At 59.7% G+C, this 14,113-nt stretch carries 11 protein-coding genes; 9 read left to right on the forward strand and 2 right to left on the reverse strand.

Going from position 1 to position 14,113, the window contains the following annotated elements; all coding sequences use genetic code 11:
- Positions 1-18: 18 nt before the first annotated feature.
- The 9 genes from atpA to GV819_RS00735 all read left to right on the forward strand — a co-directional run bounded on the left by atpA (position 19) and on the right by GV819_RS00735 (position 12,266).
- Positions 19-1,563, forward strand: coding sequence for a F0F1 ATP synthase subunit alpha (atpA, locus tag GV819_RS00695; protein WP_161752528.1), 1,545 nt, complete (start codon positions 19-21; stop codon positions 1,561-1,563).
- Between the two features lie 50 nt (positions 1,564-1,613).
- Positions 1,614-2,474 carry a F0F1 ATP synthase subunit gamma gene (gene atpG, locus GV819_RS00700; RefSeq protein WP_011064382.1) on the forward strand — a complete coding sequence of 287 codons (861 nt, stop codon included), beginning with the start codon at positions 1,614-1,616 and terminating at the stop codon, positions 2,472-2,474.
- 27 nt (positions 2,475-2,501) lie between these two features.
- Complete coding sequence (gene atpD / locus GV819_RS00705) at positions 2,502-3,878, forward strand: F0F1 ATP synthase subunit beta (protein WP_161752530.1); 1,377 nt, start codon at positions 2,502-2,504, stop codon at positions 3,876-3,878.
- Positions 3,879-3,923: 45 nt separating this feature from the next.
- Positions 3,924-4,349, forward strand: a complete 426-nt coding sequence (locus GV819_RS00710; RefSeq protein ID WP_009041460.1) for a F0F1 ATP synthase subunit epsilon — start codon at positions 3,924-3,926, stop codon at positions 4,347-4,349.
- 114 nt (positions 4,350-4,463) lie between these two features.
- Positions 4,464-5,831: a bifunctional UDP-N-acetylglucosamine diphosphorylase/glucosamine-1-phosphate N-acetyltransferase GlmU gene (glmU, locus tag GV819_RS00715; RefSeq protein WP_161752532.1), complete on the forward strand. Its 1,368-nt coding sequence runs from the start codon at positions 4,464-4,466 to the stop codon at positions 5,829-5,831.
- A gap of 169 nt (positions 5,832-6,000) precedes the next feature.
- A complete protein-coding gene (locus GV819_RS00720) occupies positions 6,001-6,768 on the forward strand; it encodes a DeoR/GlpR family DNA-binding transcription regulator (protein ID WP_161752534.1) in 768 nt (255 codons plus the stop codon).
- Positions 6,769-6,778: 10 nt separating this feature from the next.
- Positions 6,779-8,611: a glutamine--fructose-6-phosphate transaminase (isomerizing) gene (gene glmS / locus GV819_RS00725; protein ID WP_161752537.1), complete on the forward strand. Its 1,833-nt coding sequence runs from the start codon at positions 6,779-6,781 to the stop codon at positions 8,609-8,611.
- Positions 8,612-9,186: 575 nt separating this feature from the next.
- Positions 9,187-10,929 carry an ABC transporter permease gene (locus GV819_RS00730; RefSeq protein WP_161752538.1) on the forward strand — a complete coding sequence of 581 codons (1,743 nt, stop codon included), beginning with the start codon at positions 9,187-9,189 and terminating at the stop codon, positions 10,927-10,929.
- Positions 10,930-10,943: 14 nt separating this feature from the next.
- On the forward strand, positions 10,944-12,266 hold the full coding sequence (locus tag GV819_RS00735) for an ABC transporter ATP-binding protein (protein ID WP_161752540.1): 1,323 nt from the start codon (positions 10,944-10,946) through the stop codon (positions 12,264-12,266).
- 161 nt (positions 12,267-12,427) lie between these two features.
- Here GV819_RS00735 and GV819_RS00740 read toward each other — a convergent pair whose 3' ends face one another.
- Positions 12,428-13,672 (reverse strand): glycosyltransferase, encoded by a 1,245-nt coding sequence (locus tag GV819_RS00740; RefSeq protein ID WP_368668850.1) that lies wholly within the window; start codon positions 13,670-13,672, stop codon positions 12,428-12,430.
- Between the two features lie 22 nt (positions 13,673-13,694).
- Positions 13,695-14,102 carry a hypothetical protein gene (locus GV819_RS00745; protein WP_161752542.1) on the reverse strand — a complete coding sequence of 136 codons (408 nt, stop codon included), beginning with the start codon at positions 14,100-14,102 and terminating at the stop codon, positions 13,695-13,697.
- Between the last annotated feature and the right edge of the window lie 11 nt (positions 14,103-14,113).

The following is a 14,113-nucleotide window of genomic DNA, read 5'->3' on the forward strand; positions in this document are numbered from 1 at the left end:
TGAAGGGGCAGCAGAGCAATGCAGCAACTCAATCCTTCCGAAATAAGTGAAATTATCAAGGGCCGCATCGACAAGCTCGATGTGACCTCCCAAGCCCGTAACGAAGGCACAGTCGTCAGCGTTTCTGACGGTATCGTGCGGATTCACGGTCTGGCCGACGTCATGTACGGCGAGATGATCGAGTTTCCGGGCGGTGTCTACGGTATGGCCCTCAACCTTGAGCAAGATTCTGTAGGTGCCGTTGTATTGGGCGCTTACCAGTCTCTGGCTGAAGGCATGAGCGCCAAGTGCACTGGCCGCATCCTCGAAGTTCCGGTTGGTAAGGAACTGCTGGGTCGCGTAGTCGATGCATTGGGTAACCCAGTTGACGGCAAAGGTCCGCTGAACAACACCGAGACCGATGCGGTCGAGAAAGTTGCTCCAGGCGTGATCTGGCGTAAGTCGGTAGACCAGCCTGTACAGACTGGCTACAAGGCTGTCGATGCCATGATTCCTGTCGGCCGTGGCCAGCGTGAGCTGATCATCGGTGACCGTCAGATCGGTAAAACCGCTCTGGCGATCGACGCGATCATCAACCAGAAAGACAGCGGCATCTTCTGCGTCTACGTAGCAATCGGTCAGAAACAATCGACCATCGCCAACGTGGTTCGCAAACTGGAAGAAAACGGCGCCCTGGCCAACACGATCATCGTGGCTGCCAGTGCTTCGGAATCTCCTGCGCTGCAGTTCCTGGCACCGTACTCCGGTTGCACCATGGGCGAGTACTTCCGCGACCGCGGTGAAGACGCGCTGATCGTTTATGACGATCTGTCCAAGCAAGCAGTGGCTTACCGCCAGATTTCCCTGCTGCTGCGCCGTCCACCAGGCCGTGAAGCTTACCCAGGCGACGTGTTCTATCTCCACTCCCGTCTGCTGGAGCGCGCATCTCGCGTTTCCGAAGAGTACGTAGAGAAGTTCACCAACGGCGCAGTGACCGGCAAAACCGGTTCCCTGACCGCACTGCCGATCATCGAAACTCAAGCTGGCGACGTTTCCGCGTTCGTTCCGACCAACGTGATTTCCATCACCGACGGTCAGATCTTCCTGGAATCGGCCATGTTCAACTCTGGCATCCGTCCAGCTGTGAACGCCGGTGTTTCGGTATCCCGTGTGGGTGGTGCCGCTCAGACCAAGATCATCAAGAAGCTCTCCGGTGGTATCCGTACCGCTCTGGCTCAGTACCGTGAACTGGCGGCATTCGCCCAGTTCGCTTCTGACCTGGACGAAGCGACCCGTAAGCAACTTGAGCATGGTCAGCGCGTTACCGAGCTGATGAAGCAGAAGCAATACGCGCCGATGTCCATCGCCGACATGTCCTTGTCCCTGTATGCCGCTGAACGTGGCTTCCTGACGGACGTCGAGATTGCCAAAGTTGGTAGCTTCGAACAGGCCATGATTGCTTACTTCAACCGCGATCACGCCGAATTGATGGCGAAGATCAACGTGAAGGGTGACTTCAATGACGAAATCGACGCTGGCCTCAAAGCCGGTATCGAGAAGTTCAAAGCCACCCAAACCTGGTAAGCCGCAGCGGGAGCCGCAAGGCTCCCGCTTGCTAACCTGATAGGTGTTACATGGCAGGCGCAAAAGAGATTCGCAGTAAGATTGCGAGCATCAAAAGCACGCAAAAAATTACCAGCGCCATGGAAAAAGTGGCGGTCAGCAAAATGCGCAAGGCACAAATGCGCATGGCTGCTAGCCGTCCTTATGCGGAGCGCATCCGCCAGGTTATTGGTCATCTGGCCAACGCCAACCCGGAATATCGTCACCCATTCATGATCGACCGTGCTATCAAGCGCGTCGGTTACGTTGTGGTGAGCAGTGACCGTGGTCTGTGTGGTGGCTTGAACACCAACCTGTTCAAGGCCCTGGTCAAGGACATGGCGGTAAACCGCGAACAAGGCGTCGAGATCGATCTGTGTGTGGTCGGTAGCAAGGGTGCGGCCTTCTTCCGCAACTTCGGCGGTAACGTCGTTGCAGCTATCAGCCATCTGGGTGAAGAACCGTCGATCAATGACCTGATCGGCAGCGTCAAGGTGATGCTGGATGCGTACCTGGAAGGCCGGATTGACCGCCTGTCCGTGGTATCCAACAAGTTCATCAACACCATGACCCAGCAGCCGACCGTGGAGCAGTTGATTCCACTGGAGGCAACCCCGGATCAAGAACTCAAGCACCACTGGGACTATCTCTATGAACCGGATGCCAAGGAGCTGCTGGACGGCTTGATGGTCCGTTACGTGGAGTCGCAGGTCTACCAGGCGGTGGTCGAGAACAACGCAGCTGAACAAGCCGCGCGGATGATCGCAATGAAGAACGCTACCGACAACGCCGGTGATCTGATCAGCGATTTGCAGCTGATCTACAACAAGGCGCGTCAGGCTGCGATCACCCAAGAGATCTCGGAAATCGTCGGCGGCGCTGCCGCGGTTTAACGGTTCAAATATTCAGAGGATCCAGCTATGAGTAGCGGACGTATCGTTCAAATCATCGGCGCCGTTATCGACGTGGAATTTCCACGCGACAGCGTACCGAGCATCTACAACGCGCTGAAAGTTCAAGGCGCGGAAACCACTCTGGAAGTTCAGCAACAGCTGGGCGACGGCGTGGTTCGTACCATTGCGATGGGTTCCACCGAAGGCTTGAAGCGCGGTCTGGACGTTATCGACACCAAGGCAGCCATCTCCGTACCGGTCGGTAAAGCGACCCTGGGCCGGATCATGGACGTTCTGGGCAACCCGATCGACGAAGCTGGTCCGATCGACACCGACGAGCGCTGGGGTATTCACCGCGCTGCACCATCTTTCGCAGACCAGGCAGGCGGCAACGACCTGCTGGAAACCGGCATCAAGGTTATCGACCTGGTTTGCCCGTTTGCCAAAGGCGGCAAGGTTGGTCTGTTCGGTGGTGCCGGTGTAGGCAAGACCGTAAACATGATGGAACTGATCCGTAACATCGCCATCGAGCACAGCGGTTATTCCGTGTTCGCCGGTGTGGGTGAGCGTACTCGTGAGGGTAACGACTTCTACCACGAGATGAAGGATTCCAACGTTCTGGACAAAGTGGCACTGGTTTACGGTCAGATGAACGAGCCGCCGGGTAACCGTCTGCGCGTAGCCCTGACCGGCCTGACCATGGCCGAGAAGTTCCGTGACGAAGGTAACGACGTTCTGCTGTTCGTCGACAACATCTATCGTTACACCCTGGCCGGTACTGAAGTATCCGCACTGCTGGGCCGTATGCCTTCGGCAGTAGGTTACCAGCCGACCCTGGCTGAAGAGATGGGCGTGCTGCAAGAGCGCATCACTTCGACCAAGGAAGGTTCGATCACTTCGATCCAAGCGGTATACGTACCTGCGGATGACTTGACCGACCCGTCGCCAGCGACCACCTTCGCCCACTTGGACGCCACTGTCGTTCTGTCCCGTGACATCGCTTCCCTGGGTATCTACCCAGCGGTAGACCCACTGGACTCGACTTCGCGTCAGCTGGATCCGAACGTGATCGGCCAGGAGCACTACGACACCGCTCGCGGCGTTCAGTACGTGCTGCAGCGCTACAAAGAGCTGAAGGACATCATTGCGATCCTGGGTATGGACGAGCTGTCGGAAGCCGACAAGCAGTTGGTATCCCGTGCTCGTAAGATCCAGCGCTTCTTGTCGCAACCGTTCTTCGTGGCTGAAGTCTTCACCGGTGCTTCGGGTAAATACGTTTCCCTGAAAGACACCATTGCTGGCTTCAAAGGCATCCTCAACGGTGACTACGACCACCTGCCAGAACAAGCGTTCTACATGGTCGGCGGCATCGAAGAAGCGATCGAGAAAGCCAAGAAACTGTAATCCAGGCGCCCGGCAACGGGCGCTAATTTAGGTTGAGGCAAGCAGATGGCTATGACAGTCCATTGCGATATCGTCAGCGCGGAAGGAGAGATTTTCTCCGGTCTGGTCGAGATGGTGATCGCGCACGGCGAACTGGGTGATCTTGGTATCGCTCTGGGTCACGCACCGCTGATCACTAATCTGAAACCAGGTCCGATCCGCTTGATCAAGCAGGGCGGGGAAGCTGAGGTGTTCTACATCTCCGGTGGTTTCCTCGAGGTTCAGCCGAACATGGTCAAGGTTCTTGCCGACACCGTGCAACGTGCTGCCGACCTGGACGAAGCCTCCGCTCAGGAAGCCGTCAAGGCTGCTGAGAAGGCCCTGAATGAAAAAGGCGCAGATTTCGACTACGGTTCTGCTGCTGCACGTCTGGCCGAGGCCGCAGCTCAGCTGCGTACCGTCCAGCAGATCCGCAAGAAGTTCGGCGGCTAAGCCGCTCGCTCCATGCGTGATTGATTAAAAAGGGTAGCCTCGGCTACCCTTTTTCTTTTTCTGCAATTCACCCCCCGGTCACAGTCGCTGACCACCCAGGATTGGTAGCCAGTCATGTCTCTCGAAATCGTTATCCTCGCTGCCGGTCAAGGCACCCGCATGCGCTCGGCGCTGCCGAAGGTCCTTCACCCGGTCGCCGGCAACTCCATGCTGGGACATGTTATCCACAGCGCCCGGCAACTTGATCCACAAAAGATCCATGTGGTGATCGGCCATGGTGCGGACGCGGTTCGTGAACGTCTGGCCGCAGATGACCTGAATTTCGTGCTGCAGGACAAGCAACTGGGCACCGGTCATGCCGTGGCTCAAGCCGTACCCTTCATTACCGCAGACACGTTGCTGATCCTCTATGGCGACGTACCGCTGATTGAAGTCGAGACTCTGCAACGCCTGCTCAAAAAGGTCGGTTCCGAACAACTGGGCCTGCTCACCGTCGAGCTGGACGATCCGACCGGCTACGGGCGTATTGTGCGTAACGCCGAAGGCCAGGTAATGGCCATCGTTGAGCAAAAAGACGCCAATGATGCCGAACGGGCGATCACCGAAGGCAATACCGGCATCCTCGCGGTCCCGACTCATCGGCTGGGTGACTGGATGAGCCGCTTGTCGAACAACAACGTCCAGGGCGAGTACTACCTGACCGACGTGATCGCCATGGCGGTCAGCGACGGCCTGATCGTCGCCACCGAGCAACCGCACGACGCCATGGAAGTGCAGGGCGCCAACGACCGCAAGCAACTGGCGGAGCTGGAGCGGCACTACCAACTGCGTGCTGCTCGCCGGCTGATGGCCCAGGGCGTGACCTTGCGCGACCCGGCGCGTTTCGATGTACGCGGCGAGGTCACTGTGGGTCGCGATGTGCTGATCGACATCAACGTGATCCTCGAAGGCCGGGTGGTGATCGAGGACGACGTAGTGATCGGTCCCAACTGCGTGATCAAGGACAGCACCCTGCGTAAGGGCGTGGTGATCAAGGCCAATAGTCATCTCGACGGCGCTGTGCTCGGCGAGGGCAGCGATGCCGGGCCGTTCGCGCGCCTGCGTCCCGGCACCGTGCTGGAGGCCAAGGCCCATGTGGGTAACTTCGTTGAACTGAAGAACGCCCATCTGGGGCAGGGTGCCAAGGCCGGCCACCTGAGCTACCTGGGGGATGCAGTGATCGGCGCCCGCACCAATATTGGCGCTGGCACCATCACCTGCAACTACGACGGGGTGAACAAGCACAAGACGGTGATGGGCGAGGACGTGTTCATCGGCTCCAACAACTCCTTGGTGGCGCCTGTGGATATCTCTTCCGGGGCCACCACGGCTGCCGGTTCCACCATCACCCAGCATGTCGCACAAGCCCAGCTTGCAGTGGGTCGGGCGCGGCAGAAGAACATCGACGGCTGGAAGCGGCCGGAGAAAATCACCAAGGGCTGAAGTTATCCACAACTCTTTCGCCGGCAAGCCGGCTCCTACCGATCGGTGTAGGAGCCGGCTTGCCGGCGAATGCCGCGCCAGCAATTTTTTTCACCTCCGCGCTTGACGAAGTTTCGATCATGGGTTTTAAATGCGCGCATTATCTTTCGAATCGAAACTTAGAGCCTCCATGTCGAAGCGCAATACGCCCCAGCGTCGTCACAATATCCTTGCCTTGCTCAATGAACAGGGTGAAGTGAGTGTCGACGAGTTGGCCAAACGTTTCGAAACTTCTGAAGTTACGATTCGAAAGGACCTGGCTGCCCTGGAGAGCAATGGCTTGCTGCTGCGCCGTTACGGCGGCGCGATTACCATGCCCCAGGAACTGGTCAGCGACCTTGGCCAACCGGTATCCCTTTTCAAGCAGGCCATCGCCCGGGCTGCGGTGCAGCGTATCCGTGAACACGCCCGAATCATCATCGACAGTGGCAGCACCACCGCCGCGATGATTCCCCAACTGGGCCTGCAGCCCGGGCTGGTGGTCATGACCAACTCGCTGCATGTAGCCAACGCCCTGAGCGAGTTGGAGCATGAACCGGTGCTGTTGATGACCGGCGGCACCTGGGACCCGCACTCCGAGTCCTTCCAGGGCCAGGTGGCCGAACAGGTTCTACGCTCTTACGACTTTGACCAACTGTTTATCGGTGCCGACGGCATCGACCTGGCCCGTGGCACCACCACCTTCAACGAGCTGCTGGGATTGAGCCGAGTGATGGCCGAAGTGGCCCGTGAAGTGGTGGTGATGGTCGAATCCGACAAGATCGGCCGCAAGATTCCCAACCTGGAGCTGCCGTGGAGCAGCATCCATACCCTTATTACCGATGATCGCCTGCCCTTTGAGGTCCGCGACCAGATTCAGGCCCGCGGCATAACTTTGATTTGCGCGGCTGTCAGCTAGGAGAGAAACCATGTGTGGAATTGTTGGCGCCGTTGCTGAACGCAATATCACCGCCATTTTGCTGGAAGGCCTCAAGCGCCTCGAATACCGCGGTTACGACAGTGCCGGGGTGGCGGTCTTCACCAACGCCGGCAAGCTCGAGCGCATGCGCCGTCCGGGCAAGGTCAGCGAGCTGGAACAAGCCCTGAACAGCGAGCCGCTGGTGGGTCGCCTGGGCATCGCCCACACCCGCTGGGCCACCCACGGCGCGCCGTGCGAGCGTAACGCTCACCCGCATTTCTCCGGCGATCTGTCGGTGGTGCACAACGGCATCATCGAGAACCACGAAAGCCTGCGCGAACAGCTCAAGGCCCTGGGTTATGTGTTCACTTCGGACACCGACACCGAAGTCATCGCCCACTTGCTGAACCACAAGCTCAAGGACCTGGGGGATCTGACTGTCGCCCTCAAGGCCACGGTCAAGGAACTGCATGGCGCCTATGGCCTGGCAGTGATCAGCGCTAGTCAGCCGGATCGCCTGGTTGCCGCCCGCAGCGGCAGCCCGCTGGTGATCGGCCTTGGCCTGGGGGAGAACTTCCTGGCTTCCGACCAACTGGCCCTGCGCCAGGTCACCGACCGCTTCATGTACCTGGAAGAAGGCGATATCGCTGAAATCCGCCGTGACAGCGTGCAGATCTGGGACATCGACGGCAAGGCCGTGGAGCGTGAAGCGGTGCAGTACCGCGATGGTGCCGAAGCAGCGGACAAGGGCGAGTACCGTCACTACATGCTCAAGGAAATCCATGAGCAGCCGTCCGTGGTGCAACGCACCCTGGAAGGTCGCCTGAGTGCCAATCAGGTATTGGTCCAGGCCTTCGGTCCTCAGGCCGCCGAGCTGTTCGCCAAAGTGCGCAATGTGCAGATCGTCGCCTGCGGCACCAGTTACCACGCCGGCATGGTTGCCCGTTACTGGCTGGAAGAACTGGCCGGCATTCCGTGCCAGGTCGAAGTGGCGAGCGAGTTCCGCTACCGCAAGGTGGTGGTGCAACCCGACAGCCTGTTCGTGACGATCTCCCAGTCCGGTGAAACCGCCGACACCCTGGCCGCCTTGCGCAATGCCAAGGAGCTGGGTTTCCTCGCCAGCCTGGCAATCTGCAACGTTGGCATCAGCTCCCTGGTGCGTGAATCGGACCTGACCCTGCTGACCCAGGCCGGTCGCGAGATTGGCGTGGCCTCGACCAAGGCCTTCACCACCCAACTGGTGGGCCTGCTGCTGCTGACCCTGTCATTGGGCCAAGTCCGCGGCACATTGGCTGCCGGCGTTGAAGCCGAGCTGGTGGAAGAACTGCGCCGCTTGCCGATCCGCCTTGGCGAAGCCCTGGCGATGGACAGCGTGGTGGAAAAGACCGCCGAACTGTTCGCCGACAAGCACCACACCCTGTTCCTCGGCCGTGGCGCCCAGTATCCGGTGGCAATGGAAGGCTCGCTCAAGCTCAAGGAGATTTCCTACATCCACGCCGAAGCCTACCCGGCCGGTGAGCTCAAGCACGGCCCGCTGGCGCTTGTGGATAACGACATGCCGGTGGTCACCGTGGCGCCGAACAACGAGCTGTTGGAAAAGCTCAAATCCAACCTGCAGGAAGTGCGGGCCCGGGGCGGTGAACTGATCGTGTTCGCCGACGAACAGGCCGGCATGAGCAACGGCGAAGGCACCCACGTGATCCAGATGCCGCACATCCACGACATCCTCTCGCCGATTCTCTACACCATCCCGCTGCAGTTGCTGTCCTACTACGTGGCGGTACTCAAGGGCACCGACGTCGACCAGCCACGCAACCTGGCCAAGTCGGTTACCGTGGAGTGAGTTATCCACAGTTGGGCCTCGCCTGACTGAAGCCCCCCGGATCAAGGAGCGTCCTGTTGATAACAGGCGCTCCTTTTTCTTTGTCCGCTGTTTTACCAATGCCCCCCTGGCAGCGATCTATCCACAGCTGGATAGGCCTGTGTAAAAGTTACGTCAGCTTTATACTTTTGTAACATTTTGAAACTTATACTCGGTCTTCACTGCCAGGTAGGTGGCTACAGCTGTGGCTGATCCAAAAGCTGCCGACCCTTGCAAACTTTCATTTGACGACCTTCGAGGACCCAACAGTCGATGGAGCCTGTCCATTCTCGATGGGCCACCCCAGGGGACACCGAGGTCAACATCGGCGCTGTTCAACGCTTCAGTGCATGCCTTGCCTGAGGCCGTTGCAAACGGTGCCGTCGCACTTCGTGGTTTTTCCTGCTGTGGCCTTCCTCCGTGATTTCGCTGCCCCGCTAGAGTGTAGGTAGAGCGCTGTGGTCGCCAGTCGAGCGCCGCTGCGCTGGGCCATGCTAGTGGGTGTTGATGGGCGGTCCTGGACCGCTTTCTGAACGCAACCGGGAACCTGACTGACCATGAACAGGGTATTGCGTCACTACATACCGGCTACTACCCGGCGCTTGTTGCCCAACCGCTGGGACCTGATCGCCCTGCCTCTGGTGATAGGCTTCTTGCTGTTCTTCTCGATCGGCGCACACCAGACCTGGGCGCCGATCTCGACCCTGGAAACCCAGGCCATCTCCCTGGACCCCAGTGACTTGCCCGAGTACGCCATCCGTACCACCTTGCGCATGCTCGCGGCGATGGTCGCCTCGCTGATTTTCACCCTGGTCTATGGCACTCTCGCCGCCAAGAGCCGACGTGCCGGCAAGCTCCTGGTGCCGGTGCTGGATATCCTCCAGTCGGTGCCGGTGCTGGGCTACATCTCCTTTACCGTGACCTTCTTCCTGCTGTTGTTCCCCGGCCGGGTGCTGGGTGCCGAGTGCGCGGCGATCTTCGCCATCTTCACCAGCCAGGCGTGGAACATGACCTTCAGTTTCTACCAGTCCCTGCGCACCTTGCCGCGGGACCTGGAGGAGGTGGCGAGTAACCTGCAGTTCTCCAGCTGGCAGAAGTTCTGCAAGCTCGACGTGCCGTTCGCCATCCCCGGGCTGGTGTGGAACATGATGATGAGCATGTCCGGCGGTTGGTTCTTCGTGGTGGCCTCGGAGGCGATCACCGTCGGCGACAAGACCATCACCCTGCCGGGCGTGGGGGCCTACCTGGCCACCGCTATCGAGCAGCGCGACCTGCATGCGGTGGGCTATGTGATCCTGACCATGATCGTGGTGATCCTGATCTACGATCAGTTCCTGTTTCGCCCGCTGGTGGCCTGGGCCGACAAGTTCCGCATGGAAAACACCGCCGCCCAGGGTGGCGCTCCCGAGTCCTGGGTGCTTAATCTGATCCAGCGCACCCGGGTCGTGCAGCGCTTGCTGCGCCCGCTGACCCGAAGCCTGGCGCGACTCGGCAACCTGCGTTTGAGCCCGCTGCGTTCGCCGCGGCGGAGCATGGTCGCCAGCCCGCAGGTTTCTACCCTGATCGATTGGCTGTGGGGCGCCGGCATTGGCCTACTGACCCTCTATGCGCTGTACCACATCGTCCTCTACGTCGGCAGCGAAGTGACCTTCGACGAGTTCTGGCATGTGCTCTGGCTGGGGTGCATCACGTTGTTGCGGGTGGTGGTGCTGATCTTCCTTGCGTCGCTGGTCTGGGTGCCCCTGGGGGTGATGATCGGCCTGCGTCCGCACCTGGCGGAGAAGATCCAGCCACTGGCGCAGTTTCTCGCGGCGTTCCCGGCCAACCTGCTGTTTCCGGTGTTCGTCATCTTCATCCTGCATTACCAGCTCAACCCGGACATCTGGCTTAGCCCACTGATCGTACTGGGCACCCAGTGGTACATCCTGTTCAACGTGATCGCCGGGGCCAGCGCTTTCCCCAATGACTTTCGCGAGGCCGCAGCCAACTTCCGTATTCGCGGCTGGCAGTGGTGGCGCCAGGTAATGCTGCCGGGAATCTTCCCCTACTACATCACCGGGGCGATCACCGCGTCCGGGGGGGCGTGGAACGCCAGCATCGTTTCCGAATTCGTTTCCTGGGGCCAGGACAAGGTGGTTGCCCATGGCCTGGGGGCCTATATCGCCCAGACCACGGCCGCCGGCGACTTTCCGAAAATCACTCTCGGGGTGGTGGTCATGTCGTTCTTTGTCGTGGCCTTCAATCGTCTGCTGTGGCGGCCGCTGTATGCCATAGCGGAAAACAAGTTGCGACTGAACTGACGGGTGTCGATCTGATGAATGGCCATACCGAAAAAACCGCTCCAGCGCGGGAAATCTACTCGCTGAACAACGTCAGTCATGGTTTCGGCAAGGGCAAGGACGAGCTGCAGGTATTGAGCGACGTCGACCTGAGCCTGCACGAAGGGGAGATCGTCGGCATGCTCGGGCGCTCCGGGTCCGGCAAGTCGACCCTGTTGCGGATCATCGCCGGGCTGATCCAGGCGTCCTCGGGCGAGGTGCGTTACAACGGCTCGTTACTCAGCGGGCCGGCCGAGGGCGTGGCCATGGTGTTCCAGACGTTTGCCCTGTTTCCCTGGCTGACGGTGCTGGAAAATGTCGAGGCAGGGCTCCAAGCGCTGCAGGTCGAACCCAAGGCTTCCCGCAAGCGCGCGCTGGAGGCCATCGACCTGATCGGCCTCGACGGCTTTGAAAACGCCTATCCCCGGGAGCTGTCCGGCGGCATGCGGCAGCGGGTCGGGTTCGCCCGGGCCCTGGTGGTCAACCCGACCCTGTTGCTGATGGACGAGCCGTTTTCTGCCCTGGATGTGCTCACTGCGGAAACCCTCCGGACCGACTTGCTGGACCTGTGGAGCGGCGGCCAATTGCCGATCCAGTCGATCCTGATCGTCACCCACAACATTGAGGAAGCGGTGCTGATGTGCGACCGGATCCTGGTGCTGTCGTCCAATCCAGGGCGAGTGGTGGCGCAGATCACCGTGCCTTTCGCCCAGCCGCGCAACCGCCTGGACCCGGCGTTCCGGCGCATGGTCGATGACATTTATGCACTGATGACCGATCGGCGCAGCGCCGAACCGGGCAGTGGCAAGGCCGAGCTGCAAGTTGGCAGCCCGTTGCCGGAAGTCTCCACCAACCTGATGGCCGGCCTGATCGGTGCCCTGGCCGTCGAGCCCTATCACGGGCAGGCCGGGCTCTCCAGCGTGGCTGAGCGCTTGCTGTTGGAGGTCGATGACCTGTTCCCGGTGACGGAAATACTCGAACACCTGGGGTTCGTCGAGCTCAAGGGCGCCGACATCCATTTGACCGAGGCCGGCCGTTTGTTCGCCGATTACGGCACCCAGGAGCGCAAGACCCTGTTTGCCGAGCACCTGATCCGCTATGTACCCCTGGCTGCACGGATTCGCGGCGTGTTGCAGGAGCGCCGCGGGCATTGGGCGCCACGGGTGCGTTTCGAGCAGGAACTGGAGGATTCGCTGAACGACTCGGCGGTGGAGGAAACCCTGGAGTCGGTGATCAGTTGGGGTCGTTACGCGGAGATTTTCTCCTACGACGACAACAGCGAGACCTTCAGCCTGGAGGATGTCGAAGGCAGCCTGTAACCTCGGCTGCCAGCCACTCTTCAAGCCATCGGCAGCAGGTTCATGGATAGATTTCAGGAGTGGAGTGAGTTATCCACAGTCGTGCGTCGCCTGACTGTGGATCAAAAATTAAACGGAGCACGAGCTGAACCCCCGTATTTACGGGGAGGGCCATTTTTGGCTCAACCCTCAGCCTGAGTCTTTCGCTTCGTTTCGCTCTGGGAATAGGTTGGGGAGCGCTGTGCTATCGGATCGACTACTCGAGCGGCACATGCGTGCTTCAGCGTTGCCGGCCGTTCCTGCCCCGTTTGTGCATTTCGTCGTGACACTACCTGCATGTACAGCTCTGTGTATGCCTGCCCCAAGTATTGCGCAGTGAACACTTCCAGATAACGTGCACGAGCGGCCTCACCAAAGCGCTGTGCCAGCGCAGGGTTGTCCCAGAGTATCTGCATCGCCTGGCGCAAGGCGCTGGCGTCCATCGGCGGCACGACGATACCTGTAGATTCGTGTTGATTGATGAAGCTGGTGCCCGTGCCGACTTCGCAGCAGATCAGCGGCTTGCCGAACATCGCCCCTTCAAGCAGTCCGATACCGAATGCCTCGGAGCGCAGATGTGATGGGAAGATCACCGAATAGCAGGCTTGCATCAGGTTGATCTTTTTCTGCTCGTCGACGCGTCCGAGGAAGTGCACGTTGGTGAGCTGGAAGCGCTCTGCCATGCGCATCAGCTCCTGCTCCATGGGGCCGACACCGACGATGAGCAATGGCCAGGGCGCCGTTTTCATGGCCTCGAGCAGGAAGTGCAGGCCTTTGTAGTAGCGCTGCACACCGACAAAGAGAAAAAAGCGCTCACCGTAACGACGTTGCAACTGCGCCACTGCCCCGGCGTCCGGTATCGGGTAGAGGGACTGGTCCAGGCCGATGGGAATTGACAGGGCCTTGTCCTGGTAGCGGCGCAATACGTTCGAGCTCTGCAGGTAGTTCGGACTGGTCGCGGCAATGGCGTCGACTCGCCCGAGAAAGGCGTGCATCAGTGGCCGGTAGACCTGCAACAGCACTTTCTGGCGGACGATGTCGGAGTGATAGGTGACCACACTGGGTTTGTTCAACCCCTTGATCAAGTGAACCAGGTCCATGAACGGCCACGGGAAATGGTAATGGATCACGTCGGCCTCTTCGGCGAGGCGCGCGAAATCCTTGAATACTGACCAGGAGAACCCTGTCGAGGCAAGATTCAGGTCCTGTCTGGCCTGATACATCCGGAAACTGGGCGTCTGTAGGGGGGGCAGGGGCTCATCCGCCAGTGAGAGCACCGTATTCTCGCAGCCCAGGGCCGATGTGGCATGTGTCAGGTGCCGAATGAACATCTCGACACCTCCGAACTGGTCCGGCCCGAAGGTTTTGTAGAAGTGCAGAACTCTCACGACAAATGTGCTCCTGGCGCTATCAGGCATCAGCCGACAATTTGGTCCACAGGCCGTCGACCTTCTGGATTGGGCAATTGGCGTTGAAACCTTCGGTGTCGGTACGCTCGGCCTTCATCGCTTTGGGGTTGTCGTCGATTTTGCTGAAGGTGATCACGCCGCAGTCTTTGATACGCACCACCAGCGGGCTGACGTCGGAAAACTTGCCGGTCTCGACACTGAAGCCCGGATAGCCGCTGATGACCTTGTAGACTTTGCCGATGACACGGTGGGCTTCCAGGCGAGTCTCACCGTCTGCCAACTGGTTGAAGCGCAGGTATTGACCGTCTTGTTGCGGCACATTGATCGCTGCTTGTGGCGTTGGCGCGGCTGGTTTGTCACAACCGACGAGAGCCAACAGTGCGGCACCAACGACGAACATCTTGTTCATGAAGCGATACT

The sequence above is a fragment of the Pseudomonas sp. Fl5BN2 genome (genome assembly GCF_009908205.1).
GTDB lineage: Bacteria > Pseudomonadota > Gammaproteobacteria > Pseudomonadales > Pseudomonadaceae > Aquipseudomonas.